The 15,452-nt window shown below is 40.5% G+C and carries 20 protein-coding genes; 19 read left to right on the top strand and 1 reads right to left on the bottom strand.

Translation table 11 applies throughout. From position 1 onward, the window contains the following. The first annotated feature begins 7 nt into the window (after positions 1–7). The 19 genes from G6R08_RS00380 (at position 8) to G6R08_RS00290 (ending at position 15,046) form a co-directional block, all read left to right on the top strand. Positions 8–613, top strand: coding sequence for an HD domain-containing protein (locus tag G6R08_RS00380; RefSeq protein WP_338035418.1), 606 nt, complete (start codon positions 8–10; stop codon positions 611–613). Positions 614–627: 14 nt separating this feature from the next. After that, the gene (locus G6R08_RS00375; RefSeq protein WP_163526183.1) at positions 628–1,587 is read left to right on the top strand and encodes a thymidylate synthase; all 960 of its coding nucleotides are present in this window, start codon (positions 628–630) and stop codon (positions 1,585–1,587) included. 85 nt (positions 1,588–1,672) lie between these two features. Then, entirely contained in the window at positions 1,673–2,167 is a 495-nt protein-coding gene (locus G6R08_RS00370; protein WP_163526182.1) for a dihydrofolate reductase, read from the top strand. Next, the gene (gene mobA / locus G6R08_RS00365) at positions 2,167–2,775 is read left to right on the top strand and encodes a molybdenum cofactor guanylyltransferase (RefSeq protein ID WP_163526181.1); all 609 of its coding nucleotides are present in this window, start codon (positions 2,167–2,169) and stop codon (positions 2,773–2,775) included. The genes G6R08_RS00370 and mobA overlap by 1 nt, the downstream gene beginning before the upstream one ends. A 158-nt stretch (positions 2,776–2,933) precedes the next feature. Then, entirely contained in the window at positions 2,934–3,149 is a 216-nt protein-coding gene (gene tatA / locus G6R08_RS00360; protein ID WP_163526180.1) for a twin-arginine translocase TatA/TatE family subunit, read from the top strand. 23 nt (positions 3,150–3,172) lie between these two features. Beyond that, on the top strand, positions 3,173–3,358 hold the full coding sequence (tatA, locus tag G6R08_RS00355) for a twin-arginine translocase TatA/TatE family subunit (RefSeq protein WP_079530074.1): 186 nt from the start codon (positions 3,173–3,175) through the stop codon (positions 3,356–3,358). 82 nt (positions 3,359–3,440) lie between these two features. After that, positions 3,441–4,193 carry a twin-arginine translocase subunit TatC gene (tatC, locus tag G6R08_RS00350; RefSeq protein WP_163526179.1) on the top strand — a complete coding sequence of 251 codons (753 nt, stop codon included), beginning with the start codon at positions 3,441–3,443 and terminating at the stop codon, positions 4,191–4,193. 66 nt (positions 4,194–4,259) lie between these two features. Next, positions 4,260–4,481 (top strand): YozE family protein, encoded by a 222-nt coding sequence (locus G6R08_RS00345; RefSeq protein ID WP_163526178.1) that lies wholly within the window; start codon positions 4,260–4,262, stop codon positions 4,479–4,481. A 21-nt stretch (positions 4,482–4,502) separates the two neighbouring features. Further along, a complete protein-coding gene (locus G6R08_RS00340) occupies positions 4,503–5,750 on the top strand; it encodes an exonuclease SbcCD subunit D (RefSeq protein WP_338035417.1) in 1,248 nt (415 codons plus the stop codon). A gap of 3 nt (positions 5,751–5,753) precedes the next feature. Then, entirely contained in the window at positions 5,754–8,870 is a 3,117-nt protein-coding gene (locus tag G6R08_RS00335) for an AAA family ATPase (protein WP_163526177.1), read from the top strand. Between the two features lie 40 nt (positions 8,871–8,910). Next, positions 8,911–9,159, top strand: coding sequence for a DUF2584 family protein (locus tag G6R08_RS00330; RefSeq protein WP_163526176.1), 249 nt, complete (start codon positions 8,911–8,913; stop codon positions 9,157–9,159). A gap of 98 nt (positions 9,160–9,257) precedes the next feature. After that, positions 9,258–9,944 carry a uracil-DNA glycosylase gene (locus G6R08_RS00325; protein WP_163526175.1) on the top strand — a complete coding sequence of 229 codons (687 nt, stop codon included), beginning with the start codon at positions 9,258–9,260 and terminating at the stop codon, positions 9,942–9,944. 62 nt (positions 9,945–10,006) lie between these two features. Continuing rightward, on the top strand, positions 10,007–10,489 hold the full coding sequence (locus G6R08_RS00320) for a YqfQ family protein (RefSeq protein ID WP_240339622.1): 483 nt from the start codon (positions 10,007–10,009) through the stop codon (positions 10,487–10,489). An 83-nt stretch (positions 10,490–10,572) separates the two neighbouring features. Beyond that, the gene (gene msrB / locus G6R08_RS00315; protein ID WP_163526174.1) at positions 10,573–11,547 is read left to right on the top strand and encodes a peptide-methionine (R)-S-oxide reductase MsrB; all 975 of its coding nucleotides are present in this window, start codon (positions 10,573–10,575) and stop codon (positions 11,545–11,547) included. A 224-nt stretch (positions 11,548–11,771) separates the two neighbouring features. Next, positions 11,772–12,821 carry an AbrB family transcriptional regulator gene (locus G6R08_RS00310; RefSeq protein ID WP_163526173.1) on the top strand — a complete coding sequence of 350 codons (1,050 nt, stop codon included), beginning with the start codon at positions 11,772–11,774 and terminating at the stop codon, positions 12,819–12,821. 73 nt (positions 12,822–12,894) lie between these two features. After that, on the top strand, positions 12,895–13,107 hold the full coding sequence (locus tag G6R08_RS00305) for a DUF6501 family protein (protein WP_163526172.1): 213 nt from the start codon (positions 12,895–12,897) through the stop codon (positions 13,105–13,107). 126 nt (positions 13,108–13,233) lie between these two features. After that, complete coding sequence (locus G6R08_RS00300) at positions 13,234–13,782, top strand: histidine phosphatase family protein (RefSeq protein WP_163526171.1); 549 nt, start codon at positions 13,234–13,236, stop codon at positions 13,780–13,782. Positions 13,783–13,937: 155 nt separating this feature from the next. Further along, complete coding sequence (locus tag G6R08_RS00295; RefSeq protein WP_079530064.1) at positions 13,938–14,177, top strand: indolepyruvate ferredoxin oxidoreductase subunit alpha; 240 nt, start codon at positions 13,938–13,940, stop codon at positions 14,175–14,177. 131 nt (positions 14,178–14,308) lie between these two features. Continuing rightward, positions 14,309–15,046, top strand: a complete 738-nt coding sequence (locus G6R08_RS00290; protein WP_163526170.1) for an SDR family oxidoreductase — start codon at positions 14,309–14,311, stop codon at positions 15,044–15,046. Positions 15,047–15,142: 96 nt separating this feature from the next. On the opposite strand, the gene G6R08_RS00285 is transcribed toward G6R08_RS00290, so the two are convergent. Further along, positions 15,143–15,418, bottom strand: coding sequence for an acylphosphatase (locus G6R08_RS00285; protein ID WP_163526169.1), 276 nt, complete (start codon positions 15,416–15,418; stop codon positions 15,143–15,145). Positions 15,419–15,452: the final 34 nt, after the last annotated feature.

Here is a 15,452-nt window from a genome sequence, read left to right as displayed (position 1 = left end):
TGTTTACGTGATAAAAGAGCCACTGAAAAAAACTATAGAAAATTACGTGCATCAGTTGTTTGACCGCGACCCTACAGGCCATGATTATTACCACATGAAAAGGGTGGCCCATTGGTCAAAGGTACTTGCTGAAAAAGAGGGAGCAGACCCGTTTATTTGTGAAGTTGCGGGGTGGCTACATGATGTAGGAGATGCCAAATTGTTTCCAGAACCTGTACAAGCCAGGGAACATGCCATGAGGTTTCTTTCTGAACAAGGAATCACGGAGCATGTGTGCTGGCAGATTAAAATAGCCATGGAAGATGTTTCGTTCTCTAAAGGTCAAACACCAAAAACGTTGGAAGGGAAAATCGTCCAGGATGCTGATCGACTTGATGCCATCGGTGCCATTGGAATCGCCAGAACCTTTGCCTTTGGAGGTGCCCACAGTCAATTAATTCACCAGGAAGGTAAAGAGACATCCGGATCCATTCAGCATTTTTATGATAAACTACTAAAACTGTCTGATTTGATCCATACAAAAAGTGCAAGGAAAGAAGCTCAAATACGTCACCAATATATGCTGGATTATTTGCAGCGCTTTCTGGGTGAGTGGGAAGTCGTCAATGAATAATAGGAGGAACAGTGATGAGTCAGAACGAGATGAGTTATTTAAATTTATGTAAGCATGTGTTAGATAACGGAACTAAAAAGGAAGACAGAACAGGAACCGGTACATACTCTGCTTTCGGTTACCAAATGCGATTCAATTTACAGGAAGGCTTCCCGCTTCTGACAACGAAAAGGGTTCCTTTTCGGCTGATCGTAAGTGAATTGCTCTGGTTTATCCATGGGGATACGAATATTCGTTATTTGTTACAGCATAACAATAATATTTGGAACGAATGGGCCTTTGAATCTTACACGAAAAGCGATGAGTATAATGGACCGGATATGACTGATTTCGGCAGACGTATTCAACGTGATCCAGAATTTAAAACTGTATATGAGCAAGAAATGAGCGAGTTCAAACAACGTATTCTTAAAGAAGATGACTTTAGTGAGCGGTTTGGAAATCTAGGCTCCGTTTATGGGAAGCAATGGCGTGACTGGAAGACGTCAAGAGGGGAAACGATTGACCAGCTGGCTAATGTTATCCACAGCATAAAAACAAACCCCGACTCAAGACGGCATATTGTGACGGCATGGAATCCTGAAGATGTACCCTCAAATATGGCGTTGCCGCCCTGTCATACGATGTTCCAATTTTATGTTGCCGACGGCCGCTTATCTTGTCAGCTTTATCAGAGAAGCGGAGATATTTTTCTCGGCGTTCCTTTTAATATCGCGAGCTATGCTTTATTAACACATTTAATTGCTCATGAATGTAACCTTGAGGTAGGAGAGTTTATCCATACACTTGGAGATGCTCATATTTACAGCAATCACCTTGAGCAGGTTCAAACGCAGCTTAAAAGGGAGCCTCGTACATTACCTGAACTTCTTCTTAATCAGGATAAATCCAGTCTGTTTGACTTTACTATCGAAGACATTCAGCTAGAAGGGTATGACCCGTATTCAGGGATTAAAGCCCCGGTAGCTGTATGATATTTTTGACTTGCTGCATTTTACGAGCGATCAAGATAGATGTAAGTAATGGATCGACTATCACTTATAATTGAGGAGCAGATAAATGATTTCTTTTGTGTTTGCAATGGATAAGAATCAATTAATTGGTAAAGATAATGACTTGCCATGGTATATTCCTAACGACTTCAAATTTTTTAAAGAGACCACATGGGATGAAACGATCATTATGGGAAGAAAAACATTTGATTCCTTTGGAAAGCCTCTTCCTAATCGAAAACATATCATCCTTACTTCAAGGGAGGATTATGAAGTCGAAGGATGTGAAATCATTCATTCAATTGATGAGATTATTAAGCTCAATCAAACCTATCCTGAAAAAGAATGGTTTGTAATTGGCGGTGGTGTTCTGTTCGAGGCGATGCTTCCTTATGCAGATCGAATGTATATGACATATATAGATCATGCCTTTGAGGGAGATGCTTATTTTCCGGCCTATGAAGAAGCTGATTGGCGCCTGGTTGAGGAAACAAAAGGAATCAAGGATGAAAAAAACCCCTACGATTATTATTTTAGAATTTATGATCGGGTGAGGGCCTGATGATTGAACCGAGTGAGGTTTGCGGGGCCATCCTCGCCGGCGGTGGTTCAACCAGAATGGGCAGTGATAAAGCGCTTCTTCCTCTGGGGGAGCAAACGGTGATCGAGCGAATTACTAGTGAATTATCTCAATGTTGTGTTCGAGTGGTCATCAACCAGGATCAGCCATTTCCAACAGTTGATCCTGCTATTGAGGTGGTACATGATATTTTTGTAAATGCCGGACCGCTAGCCGGCTTACATGCTGTTCTTAATCATGGATCTGAGCCTTTCGTTTTGGTGTCAGCCTGTGATACGCCGTTTATTCAGAAGGAAGTTTTCTATAGTATGTTTAAAGAGGCTTCTAAAGAAACACAAGCTCTTGTGCCTATCTATGGAGACAGGCTTCAACCACTCTCAGGGATTTACAGTAGAAGTCTGCTTCCAGTAGTTGAGCAATTATTACAAGACGAACAGCGAAGTATGCGCTCGTTGCTTGATCAAATCAACGTACAATACATCTCGGACTTTCAATCCATTTCTGAGGATATGGCAGGCGATCACTTTTTTAATATGAATACACAAGATGAGTATGCTAGCGCCCGCACTCTTTTGAGAAAATATTTATAACTAAAAGACATTTCAACGAGAACGTGATATGATTAGGGCAAGCTTTTTTCTAAGAGAAATAGCAGGTTTGTAATTGGCGATATACTTAGCAATTTATTACCATAATAGAATTTAATTACTGAAAAGATTTACTTCTTTTTACAAGGACGGTGAATGGCATGCTGTCAAGTATAGGAATTCCTGGATTAATACTTATTTTACTCGTTGCACTAGTTGTCTTTGGACCGAAGAAATTGCCTGAGATCGGAAAAGCAACAGGACAAACATTGAAGGAATTTAAAAATTCTGCCCGAGATTTATCGGGTGATGCTCAGAAAGAGCTTTCTGAAGCTAAACAGTTGATTAATGATAAAGATTCCAACAAAAAGAATTAATTACCATACCGGGAGTGATTTAGATGTTATCTAATATTGGTGTGCCGGGTCTGATTTTGATTTTAATTATTGCATTAGTCATTTTCGGACCATCCAAATTGCCTGAGATCGGAAAGGCATTTGGAAGTTCTCTTAAAGAATTTAAGAAAGCTACCGGTGATATGATGTCTGATGATCAGGATTCAAAAAAAGAGGACAAAAATAAGTAAATAACACGGCAAGATGTAAGGGGGGAATTCAGCTCTTACATCTTCTTTGTGTCAGGCTCTAGATCGCCTGGAGGTGCAGAAAATGTCTGATGAACAATATAATCATAACGATATAGAGATGAACGTGACCGACCATCTTAGTGAACTTCGGAAGCGAATTATTTGGACATTGGCTACGTTTATTCTCTTTTTTATTTTAGGATTTATTTATGTTAGGGAAATTTACAGTTTCTTTGAACGAGATATTCCGTTTGAACTCAACATGACAAGTCCTGGGGAAATTATTTGGATCTTTTTCTCTATGGCCAGCCTTGTGGCGTTAATTGCTACATTACCTATGCTCAGTTTGCAGCTTTGGTTATTCGTAAAACCAGCTCTTACGCCTAAAGAGCGAAAGATTTCTTTAGCATACATACCTGCCGTTTTCTTACTGTTTATTGCTGGTTTAAGTTTTGGATATACAGTGTTTGTCCAACTGATTTTGCCATTTTTACTGTCATTAAATGATGGTATGTTTAATGAATTGTTTACGGTCGAACGTTACTTTAAGTTCGTCTTTCGCGTGACTATTCCATTCGCCTTACTCTTTGAAATTCCGATTGTCGTGATGTTTTTAACAAGTCTAGGCCTCGTCAATCCAGAATTTCTTATAAAAATCAGAAAGTATGCGTACTTTGTTCTGGTTATTATTGGGACGATGATTACGCCTCCTGATTTTGTGCTGCAAATTGTCGTGGCGATTCCTTTGATTATTTTGTATGAAATAAGCATTATATTATCTCGAGTTGTTTATAGAAAAAAACTTAAGGCGCATCAGGAATTCATGGAGGATTAATTCCTCCTGTCTTTACTTTGAAATTATATTTATTTGCTCGAAGTATGATTATAAAGGAGAGAGAATATGCGATCATTTTACCATTATATGATGCGTTATCGCGGGAACAAGCAGGCAGACGATGAAAAACAGCTTGCTGATTGGATGTTTAAAGATCACAGTTTTCCTAAACAGGCTACTTCGTACCATGAATTAAGCAGCTATTTAGAGTGGAATATTCCGTTTACAAACGCTTTAGCCGTTTTTGACCGCTTATACGAAGCCTATCAATTAGAAGAAAGTGAATAAGATTATAAAGATATCCCTTCGGTGGATATCTTTTATTTTTTTCAAGCTTCGACTGTATCTAGTATAATAGAAGCTATGATCTATCAAGTTATGATGAAGAAAGTTGGGGTCCTTTTGAAAATCTTACATACTGCAGATTGGCATTTAGGGAAAATCGTTAATAATGTGTATATGACGGAAGATCAGCGCTATATTTTGGAGCAATTCCTCACAATCGTTGAAGAACAACAGCCTGACGCGATCATCATCGCGGGTGATTTATACGATCGTGCTATTCCGCCTAAGCAAGCTGTCGAACTATTAAATGATACGTTAACGACAATTATTAATGATTTTAACATCCCGGTTCTTGCTATTTCTGGTAACCACGATAGTCCGGATCGTCTCGAATTTGGATCACAACTGTTTAGAAAACAGCAACTTTACCTTGATACTAAACTTTCGAAGGAATATCAAGCCGTGACTCTTTATGATGGAGGGGGTCCGATTCACTTCCATCTCATCCCGTATGTGGAACCAGCGGAAGTGGCTTATAGATTTAATGATCACGAAGTGCGTTCACATCAACAAGCAGCTGAAAAGCTAATTAAGTATATTACAGAGCAGTACGATATGGATGAACGCCACATATGGATCGGTCATGCATTTCTTGCGGGTGGTATGGAGTCTGAATCGGAAGAAAGGTTGTCGATGATTGGCGGGAGTCCATACATTGATACAGAACTGTTTAAGCCTTTCACATACGTGGCTTTGGGCCATTTACATCAGTCCCAAAGGGTCGGCGCAGAAAAGATTCGTTATAGTGGATCCATTTTAAAATACTCTTTTTCTGAAGTGACTCACAATAAATCCGTGACGATTGTTGATATCAACGAAAAGGGAGAGCTTGAAATAGATAGAGTACCGCTTCGTCCCATGCGTGATTTCGAACGAATTGAAGGCTATTTTGACGAACTGATGCGCGGAGACGCCGCTGATCATCCTGAAAGTTATTTACATGTTCGTCTGCTTGATGATGGCCAGCTGATTGATCCAATGGGGAAACTGAGAAAGCTATACCCTAATATCTTGCACCTGGAGCGGAAACTTTCCTCTCAGCCTAAACAGTCAGAGGACATCCAGAAGATGAAAGAACGCCAGCGTTTGTCTCCAGCAACTCTTTTCGCCTCTTTTTATAAAGAAATCAAGGAGGAACCAATTTCTGATCACCGTAAAAAGCTTGTGGAAGATTCAATCGAAACGTTAAAACATCAAGAAAGGGGGCAGTAAGAAATGAAAGCATTGTCTCTCACAATGAATGCCTTTGGTCCCTATAAAACTCGGCAAATCATTGATTTTACAGAGTTAGGAGAAGAATCTATTTTCTTAATTACTGGTCCTACTGGTGCAGGTAAAACTACTATTTTCGATGCCATGTGTTTTGCGCTATATGGCAGAGCCAGTGGAACTGATCGAGACCAGGATACGTTACGCAGTCATTTTTCTGAACCAGATGAAACGACATTTGTTGACTTCCATTTTCAGTTACGAGGAAAAGAATACAGAATTGTCCGTATGCCGAAACAATTGAAAAAGAAAGAGCGTGGGGAAGGATTTAAAGAGGAGCCTACAAGGGCAGAGCTTTATATGATTCAATCACAAGGCGCCCAATTACTTGCATCTAAGATTAAAGAAGTCAATGATCACATTGAACAATTGCTTAGTCTCGACTATGAACAGTTTAGAAAGATGATCATGATCCCCCAAGGTGAATTCAGAAAGCTAATCTCTGAAAATAGTAAAGAACGGGAAGAGATTTTACAGCGCATTTTCAGAACGCACTTTTATGAGGAACTCACAGATTATTTCAAGCAATCTTCAAGATCTTTGCAGGAGGAGATTGAACAGTTTCAATGGAAAATTGATCAAGCCGTCAATCGAATTAACTGGGGGGACGAGAAGCCTGCGGATACGAAAGCTGAAGATCCCGACCATATTCTTAAAAGACTGAACAACCATTTGACAAATCAGCTGCAGCATAAAAATGGACAAACATCGCAATTGACGTCGCTGATGAAAGAGACCGAGCATGCTCAGGAATTATATTATGATGCGAAAACAGTAGAGGAATTATTTAAAGAACAAGAAGCGTTGCAAAAAGAAGCGGCGGAGCTGGCTGACCAACATCAATATTTTCAAGATATAGAGCAAAAGGCAGCAGCTGCTGAGAAAGCGTTGGAAGTTCTTCCTTACGAACGTCAAGTAAAGGATAGGCAGAAAGAGTTAACAGATCTTAAGCGTGATCAGCAGTATAAGAAGCAGAGAAAGCTTGAAATTGAACAAAGCCTAAAAGAAGTGGCAGCAAGTTATGAACAAGCGGCGGAGAACGAATCCTATCGCGAGCAGTTAAAGGAGCAATGGAAGCAGAGCAGCCACATGAGAGAAAACTTAGATAAGCTTCTTATATTAGATGACAAGCTGAAGAAATGTGATGAAGACTTAACTAGGGAAGAAAACAGGTTGAAGGAATTAAAAGAGAGTAAAGAAGTTTCCCTTAAGCAAAAACAGAATTTTGCGGAAAAAGCTGCTTCTGAGAGGGAGATTACTGCTGAGCGGTATCATCATAAAGAACAACTCGAAGCCTTGAAGCGACGGAAAGAAGATGTGTCTTCACTCAAAAAGGAATGGAAAAAGCTGCTTGACTTGCGATCACGCTATCAATCTCTAGTGCAAACGTTTAATGAAAATAAAGCGAAACGCAAAAGTGCTCAGGATAAATATGATGCTGCTATTGAGGATTTGAAACAGCATCATGCCTATCATCTGGCGAGTGATTTGCAAGACCGTGTAGCTTGTCCTGTGTGTGGATCCGATGAACATCCTTCTCTAGCAGCTAAACCACCAGGAGTTCTAAGTGCTGGGGAAATAGATGTACTAAAAGAGACGTTTGATGAGCAAGATCAAATTTTTCAAAAGCATCAGGAACAGTTATTAACAATCAAGGCAGAGGGAGAATCCCAAAAGCAGCTTGTCGATAACTTAATCACAACATTTGACGACCAACTAGCCGATCGATCCCAGGAAGCATTGGACAACTACTATATTGAAGTCTGCGAGCAGTTGAAATCAAAAGAACACAAGTTTCATGAACTAGACCAACAGCTAGTTACAATTCAAGAAGCGGCGAAACAACTAACCCAGCTTGAGGAAAAACTTGAACAAGTGGTAAAAGCGGAAGACGAGCATACTCAGCAATATCACTTTCTCCAGCAGGAAAGGATTCATTATTCAACCCGAAGAGAGGAAGTGAAACAAGCTTATTCATTTGAAACAACAGACCGCGAACAAATGAATAAGCTCGTGGCTGCTTATGAAAAACAATACCGTGAGGCTTTGCAGGAATGGGAAATGATCCATGAGCATTTTAATAAAGTTGATCAAATGTTTAAGGAAGCTGCAACACAGGAATCTCAGGTTCAACAGTTCCTCCAAAAAGCAGAATCTGTTCTTTCGGATAAAGAAAAGGAATTCAATCAAACGCTTGACCAATTTGAATTTCATTCAGTTGAGCAGTACCAACATGCCTTATTACCTAAAGATGAAGTTCGTTCTCTTAACAAAAAGCTAAAGGAGTATCAAGAACGGAAGGCTGTAGTTCTAGAAAGAAATAAAGAAGTATCTTCACGCTTGACTGATCAAGAGAGACCTAAGCTTGATGAGTTAGAACAAAAATGGCAGTATAAGAAGCAACAAGTTCAAGTTAAACAACGAGAAATCAATGAATTAGAAATCAATTATAATCAAAATAAAGATGCTCAGTACACCATGAAATCATTACTCGAACAACAACGAGATAAAGCTAAACAATACTATGATCTAGCAGAACTGGCCAATCTGGCCAAAGGAAACAATCCGTTACGCCTTTCTTTAGAACGATATGTGCTTGCTTCTTACCTGGATGAAATTTTAATTCAGGCTAATATTCGTCTAGATCAAATGACAGATCATCGTTATCAATTGGTTAGAAGCCAGGAAATTGCCAAAAAAGGGGCTCAAAGTGGATTGGATTTAGAAGTGATTGATCACCATACCGGGCAGCAGCGTTCAGTGAGGACATTATCAGGGGGAGAAGGGTTTAAAGCAAGTTTAAGTTTAGCCCTTGGTATGGCCGATGTGGTTCAGTCGCATGCAGGCGGAGTCCAACTTGATACGCTCTTTATCGATGAAGGGTTTGGTACATTAGATGAATTGTCTCTTGAACAGGCGATTGATTGTTTAAGAGGATTACAAGATGGCAACCGGATGCTCGGGATTATTTCTCACGTATCCCAGCTGAAAGAGGAGATTCCGGCTAAACTTCATATCCATTCGACTCAGGAAGGGTCCACCGTTGAGTTTACGTTTCAATAGGGTTTAAGATGCGCGAAAATTAAATAGGGGAGGGTGCTTTATGTCTACACCACTATCCATGGAATGGTCATTAATTACTGATGGGAAAGAACAAAGGGTTCACGCAGATGATAATTTGTTTCAGATCGTCTTTGACGGCTACAAACTATTTCCCATGAATGAAAAGCTGGAAGTTAGAAGAAATATTAAAGCGGACCAAATCGGTACAGGTATTATTGAAGAACTTATTTTAAAAAACAATACAACGATTTGCAAATACCGATTAATTTCACTCTATTCCGTCAACTGATCAAGGATGATGAATTCGGCGTTTGTCACTTCCTGCGCTTGCCCGGGAAATATTTAAAACACAGGCATGAAATAATCGTGATAAAGAAAGGGATGAGCATGAGAATCTTTCAGAACGATTGGGCTGCAATCCTTGAAGAGGAGCTTCGCAAGCCATATTATTTAAAATTGAGAGAACGTTTGAAAATGGAGTATGGAACACATAAAGTATTTCCCCACATGAATGATATTTATGCTGCCTTTCATAAAACTTCTTTTGAAGATACAAAGGTAGTTATTATTGGACAAGATCCTTACCATGGAGTAGAGCAGGCACATGGATTCAGCTTCTCTGTTAAGGAAGGTATGACGGTTCCGCCATCACTGCGCAATATCTATAAGGAATTAGCGAATGATCTCGGGGTGAGACCACCTAACCACGGTAATTTAGAAGGTTGGGCTGAACAAGGTGTGCTGCTCTTAAACACTGTTCTTACCGTCCGAGCTCATCAGGCCCATTCCCATAAAGGAATCGGATGGGAAAGGTTTACCGACCGCGTTATCGAAGCGTTAAACGAGAGGGATCAGCCTGTAGTGTTTATTTTATGGGGAAACCATGCGAGAGAAAAAGCCAGCTCTGTGGATCGCGGCAAACATGCAGTCATTGAATCTGTTCATCCGAGTCCTTTATCCGCACATCGGGGATTCTTTGGCAGCCAACCGTTTTCAAGGACGAACCGATTTCTCCAATCTATTGGGGAAGAGCCTATTAACTGGGTTCCAGAGGAACAAGAGGTTATTAATTAGCCCACTCAGCTGCGCGGCATTGCGCATAGGCTATGTTAAAACAAGTGACGGAGGGGTCCAGTATGTTTTATAGAAATCCACCGCCGCCTCAAGGTCCAATGGGCTGGGGAAGAGGATATAACCCTGGCTATCAGCAACCTCAGGGTATACAGAAATTTCTTGCTCCCTTTTTGAATCGTGGCGGTGCAAGGTCATATGGCGATGCAGCAAGGTTTGGCGGCGGTTCATTCATGAATGCATTTCCACCAACCGCTGCGGCGCAGACAGCAGCTGGCGGTGGCAACTGGCTTGGGCATCTACAAGGAGCTTTAAAGGCCGTGCAGTCAGCAGCCCCTATGGTACAGCAATACGGACCGATGGTTAAAAACATCCCAGCTATGATAAATATGATGAAGTTAATGAATGAATCTGATGAGGAAACGAACGATAAAGAAGACAGCGAAAATTTAGCCAGTAAAAGTAAAAATGAAAGCGAAAGCGTAGATCAAGAAAAGAAAGAAGTAAAAAAACGACAAGGAACATCCCAGCCTAAGTTATATATTTAAACGGCTGGGCATGTTTCTTGATTTTTTTTGTGGAATTAGAAAAAATAGAAGAAACCTGAAAAATTCTTGAAGGAGGTTGGATGATGAAACAACAACTACAAAAAGCAACATTTGCTGGAGGATGTTTCTGGTGTATGGTGGAACCCTTTGAGGAACGTCCTGGCATTGAGTCTGTCACTTCTGGTTATACAGGGGGACGCACGGAGAATCCAACATATATGTCAGTCATTACCGAATCGACCGGTCATCGCGAGGCTGTGCAAATTGTGTACAACCCTGAGGTATTTTCTTACGAACGCCTGCTGGAAATTTTCTGGCAGCAAATTGATCCGACAGATGAAGCTGGCCAATTTGCTGATAGAGGATATTCGTATACTACAGCCATTTATTATCATAATGACGCTCAAAAACAAATCGCTGAAGCAAGCAAGGCACGTCTAGAGGAGTCAGGGAAGTTTAACAAGCCAATCGTGACAGAGATAATACCAGCGGCCACATTCTACCCGGCAGAAGATAAACATCAGGATTATCACCGGAAAAACTCCTATCATTATAAACGTTATAAAAAGGGGTCCGGCAGAGCTGACTTTATTAAAGATCATTGGAGCTACAAGAAGAATCCAGCAGAATTAAAAAGTCGATTGACGGATGTTCAATTTGCAGTGACTCAGGAAAATGCTACAGAACGCCCGTTTCAGAATGAATACAATGATAATGAACGTGAAGGAATTTATGTTGATATTGTATCTGGAGAGCCTTTATTTAGTTCAAAAGATAAATATGATGCAGGCTGCGGATGGCCAAGCTTTACGAAGCCGATTGAAAAACAGCAGGTCAATGAACTGCTGGATCAGACGCACGGTATGATTCGTACAGAAGTAAGAAGTGATAAAGCTGATTCACATTTAGGTCATATTTTTGAAGATGGGCCTAAGGCAGCGGGAGGTTTACGTTATTGCATCAACTCTGCTGCTCTGAAATTCATCCCCCTAGAAAGCATGGAAGAAGAGGGCTATGGTTATTTGACCCATTTGTTTACAAGGTCTAATCAGGAATAACTTGCCTGAATAAAGTTTGGATGAGGCTGGGACATAACTAAATTCTTTAACTGAAAGACGAACGGTGTGCTGTTACAGCGAAGTATATTTTCGCAGCGGTTTATATGCACCAATTATAGTTTTTAATTAGTTCGGATTTTCATTTGATAAAAACACTTTTGTCCCAGCCCCATCCTCATGCTATTTGGTTTATTCAGTTTGACGATGGAAGAAGGTAGTATTTTTTGAGTAAAAACTATATTCTTACGTACTTGATTGCTCTTATTGGAGGCTTGCTCTTTGCTTTTTTAGCTTTGCCGCTTCCTTGGATTCTTGGTCCGGTTACATTATTAATACTGTACAAAGTAAAGAGCGATCATCAGACTCAATCTAGTTCATTGCTGCGAGATCTTGCCTTTTGGCTGCTCGGGATTCAAATAGGGCTGACTTTCCAATCTGAAACATGGGCAAATATAGGGCCTTATTTATTGCCATACACACTTTTCTCATTTGCCATTATGGCTACAAGTCTTTCTTTTGCTTTCGTGCTCTCCAAGCGTTCAGCTATGGAAGCGAAAACCACGTTAATCGGCAGTGTGCCTGGAGGGCTATCGGCCATGATAGCTGTGAGTGAGTCTTTACAGGGGAACACTGTATTAGTTACCATTTTTCATACAATTCGCCTGTTATCGGTATTATTTATTATTCCATTTGCTGCTACGCACTGGTTGTATACGAATAAATCGGCCGCCGCGGCTGTTGAAACGGAGGCTGCAACGGGGAGTTTCTGGACGCTGTTAATCTATTTCGCAAGCCTTGTGGCGGGATATGTGTTAAGAGAAAAAATTCCTGCTTCTCTCATTATTGTACCGATGCTTCTTATTGGCGTATGTCAAACGGTTGGAATTGCTCTACTTCCATTGCCGGATTCCGTATTTATAGGTGCTCAGCTTATGATCGGTGTCCACTTAGGTCATAAAATTATCTTAAACGACGTGATTCGTGCAGGGCGATATTGCGGCTATTTTTTGGGGCTTGCCTTGCTGTTAATTTCCCTATCGTTTTTATTTGGCTTTGTATTATCAGAGTGGACTGACATGGCGCTGACTACAGCCATTTTAAGTTTAGCCCCCGGAGGACTGATTGAAATGGCGCTAACAGCTAAGGATGCCGGGGCAGACCCTGCCATCGTAAGTTCATTGCAAACGATCCGCTTGCTGACGATTGTCCTGTTTATGCCATTTCTATTGGAATGGATGTTCAATAAACAGAAATGGGTAAACATGAAAGGCTGACTATGTAAATCGCTCGAGTGATTGTTTCATGGTAAAAATAAATGTATGATAGACATAAATAAGGAGGGTTACGATGATTCACAAAAATTGGGAAAATCATAAAACCATTAAACATATTGAGTGTGTACATAACGATGCTGAAAAATTCGTCGTTAACAATGTGCTGACACCTGGTCAAACATATGATGTAAAAAATGAGAGTGATGAATTTTACTTTATTGTTGATAACTCCGGCCGAGTTGGAGGTTTTTACAAACATTATTTTAAGGAAGTAAGTAACAGCTGAGCGTGTTAACTCAGCTGTTTTATATTTTTCGATAGAAAAAGAACAAATGATCTGTCTATCCTTGTCAATATGTACGACATCAGCGATAATAGGAATATGATAAGCAATAAGGGGGATGGTCCACTCATGGACAAATTAATATTAGTCCGTCACAGTGAAACAGAAGGCCAGCATGAAGACTCACCTTTAACGAAATTGGGAATACGTCAAGCTCAAGTGTTAGCAGCATTTCTCGAGCATTCAGGTTATGAAATCGATCGAATCATTTCAAGCCCGTTTTTACGTGCGATCGAAACGATAAAACCGTTTGCGGAGAATAACAGCATGATCATCGAGAAAGATGAGCGTCTAGAAGAACGAATCTTGAGCCGTGATCCTCTTGATGACTGGGAAGAAGTGCTTCATGATACCTTCAAGGACCCCGAACTAAAGATGGCTGGTGGAGAATCCTCTTTAGAAGCAAAAGAAAGAGTACTGTCGCTTATTGATGAATTAGAAGCCGGGGTGGAAGGCAATGTATTGCTAGTCACGCATGGCAATTTACTAGCCCTGCTTCTGCAAAAATACAATCGTGAAATCGGGTTTATGGATTGGAAGCGGCTTTCACGCCCTGATATCTTCTTAATTCAAAAACAGGGTGGAGAATATACCGTCGAACGAGTGTGGAAAGACTAAACATGAAGTGATTTTTTTCAACAAAAATTGGCGCAAAAATTGCACTTTCCACCTATAAACGTTATCATAAAAAAAGTAGTGTTTAAATTACTGCCTTATAGGGTGTGTATTTAATAGGAGCACTTTTGTATCTATAAAAGAAGGAGGAGATCCCGTTGGCATTTGTTATAACTTCACCTTGTAAAGATGAAAAAGCAGGAGAATGTGTTGATGTATGCCCGGTCGATTGTATCGAAGAAGGGAAAGATATGTTTTACATTGACCCTGCGATTTGCATCGACTGCGGGGCTTGCGAAGCGGTTTGCCCTGTTGAGGCAATTTACATTGAAGACGAAGTTCCTGAAGAGGAAAATAAATACATTGAATTGAACCGCAAGTTCTTTGAAGAACAGTAGTATACACATACTAGCGAGGTCACCTCTATCCTGTAGAGGTGACTTTTTCATACCTGGAATCTCCTTTTCTATGAATAGTTCCCTTACAAAACGGGTAAATAAGAGGAGGAATCACAAAGGAGGTTACTATAATGGGAAAATTAACGAATAAAACGGCTATTATTACAGGGGCAAGCAGCGGGATTGGCAAGTCCATCGCTAAACACTTAGCGGATGAAGGAGCTCATGTCGTTCTCGCTGCCAGAAGAGCAGAACGTTTGCAGCAGCTCGCTGATGACGTAGAGACGCAATATAATGTACGAGCAAAAGTGGTTGAAACAGATGTCACGAAACGAGCTGATGTGGAAAACTTGGTAAAAGAAACGAAAGACGACTTTGGCAGTATTGATATTTATATAAATAACGCCGGTGTCATGCTGTTATCTTTCTTAAAAAATGATCACGTAGATGAATGGGAGCAGATGGTTGATGTAAACATTAAAGGAGTTCTTTATGGTGTTCATGCTTCACTGCCTGAGATGTTAGCTCAAGAAGGAGGACATATCGTAAATGTTTCCTCTGTAGCAGGGCATGAAGTATTTCCGTCAAGTACGGTGTACAGTGCAACAAAATATGCAGTAAAAGCTCTGTCCATGGGCATGGAAAAAGAACTATCGCGTTCAGGTGTCAGAGTAACTAATATTTCTCCAGGAGCCGTAGATACAGAGTTAACGGACCACATCACAGACGGCGACGTACTTGATATGTTTAAAAAACAAGAAATGACCCCGCTGAATTCAGAGGATATTGCAAAAGCTGTAGCTTATGCCGTTACACAGCCTTCCTATGTGAATGTAAATGAGGTTATTGTAAGACCCATGCATAAATAGAAGTACCTAGTGGGTCATTTACCATATCCCTAAGTTCCGAACAACCTAGAACTAATTAAAAAAGAGGACCGCAGAAACCTGATCTGCGGTCACTCTTTAATGAAGCACCTTGAAGTTCTCATAGCCCATTTCATTTTCTAAATCAGTTATATCGAGTGACTGGACTTTAGCGAACTGGCTTGGTCCTTTCTCTATTACCTTTATAAACGAGGCGAGTTCCTGTTCGCTTCCTTCAGCTACTATTTCTACGGTCCCGTCAGAATTATTTTTCACCCAGCCAGTGAGACTGTACTGAGATGCGATCTGTTCTGTGGTAGCTCGGAATCCAACCCCTTGAACTCTGCCATGAACAACCATTTGTTTACGTGGCATATTTACACCTCCATAGATTAAGATTACCATTTTT

The sequence above is a fragment of the Halobacillus ihumii genome, from assembly GCF_902726645.1.
GTDB classification, from domain to species: domain Bacteria; phylum Bacillota; class Bacilli; order Bacillales; family Halobacillaceae; genus Halobacillus_A; species Halobacillus_A ihumii.
Note: the sequence above shows the minus strand (reverse complement) of the source record. Positions and strands in the feature narration are given on the sequence as shown.

What these genes read in the sequence shown, in the direction of transcription:
- G6R08_RS00375 (WP_163526183.1), top strand. Translation starts at nt 628, where the DNA reads ATGAGTCAGAACGAGATGAGTTATTTAAATTTATGTAAGCATGTGTTA.
- G6R08_RS00370 (WP_163526182.1), top strand. Translation starts at nt 1,673, where the DNA reads ATGATTTCTTTTGTGTTTGCAATGGATAAGAATCAATTAATTGGTAAA.
- mobA (WP_163526181.1), top strand. Translation starts at nt 2,167, where the DNA reads ATGATTGAACCGAGTGAGGTTTGCGGGGCCATCCTCGCCGGCGGTGGT.
- tatA (WP_163526180.1), top strand. Translation starts at nt 2,934, where the DNA reads ATGCTGTCAAGTATAGGAATTCCTGGATTAATACTTATTTTACTCGTT.
- tatA (WP_079530074.1), top strand. Translation starts at nt 3,173, where the DNA reads ATGTTATCTAATATTGGTGTGCCGGGTCTGATTTTGATTTTAATTATT.
- tatC (WP_163526179.1), top strand. Translation starts at nt 3,441, where the DNA reads ATGTCTGATGAACAATATAATCATAACGATATAGAGATGAACGTGACC.
- G6R08_RS00345 (WP_163526178.1), top strand. Translation starts at nt 4,260, where the DNA reads ATGCGATCATTTTACCATTATATGATGCGTTATCGCGGGAACAAGCAG.
- G6R08_RS00335 (WP_163526177.1), top strand. Translation starts at nt 5,754, where the DNA reads ATGAAAGCATTGTCTCTCACAATGAATGCCTTTGGTCCCTATAAAACT.
- G6R08_RS00330 (WP_163526176.1), top strand. Translation starts at nt 8,911, where the DNA reads ATGTCTACACCACTATCCATGGAATGGTCATTAATTACTGATGGGAAA.
- G6R08_RS00325 (WP_163526175.1), top strand. Translation starts at nt 9,258, where the DNA reads ATGAGAATCTTTCAGAACGATTGGGCTGCAATCCTTGAAGAGGAGCTT.
- G6R08_RS00320 (WP_240339622.1), top strand. Translation starts at nt 10,007, where the DNA reads ATGTTTTATAGAAATCCACCGCCGCCTCAAGGTCCAATGGGCTGGGGA.
- msrB (WP_163526174.1), top strand. Translation starts at nt 10,573, where the DNA reads ATGAAACAACAACTACAAAAAGCAACATTTGCTGGAGGATGTTTCTGG.
- G6R08_RS00305 (WP_163526172.1), top strand. Translation starts at nt 12,895, where the DNA reads ATGATTCACAAAAATTGGGAAAATCATAAAACCATTAAACATATTGAG.
- G6R08_RS00300 (WP_163526171.1), top strand. Translation starts at nt 13,234, where the DNA reads ATGGACAAATTAATATTAGTCCGTCACAGTGAAACAGAAGGCCAGCAT.
- G6R08_RS00290 (WP_163526170.1), top strand. Translation starts at nt 14,309, where the DNA reads ATGGGAAAATTAACGAATAAAACGGCTATTATTACAGGGGCAAGCAGC.
- G6R08_RS00285 (WP_163526169.1), bottom strand. Translation starts at nt 15,418, where the DNA reads ATGCCACGTAAACAAATGGTTGTTCATGGCAGAGTTCAAGGGGTTGGA.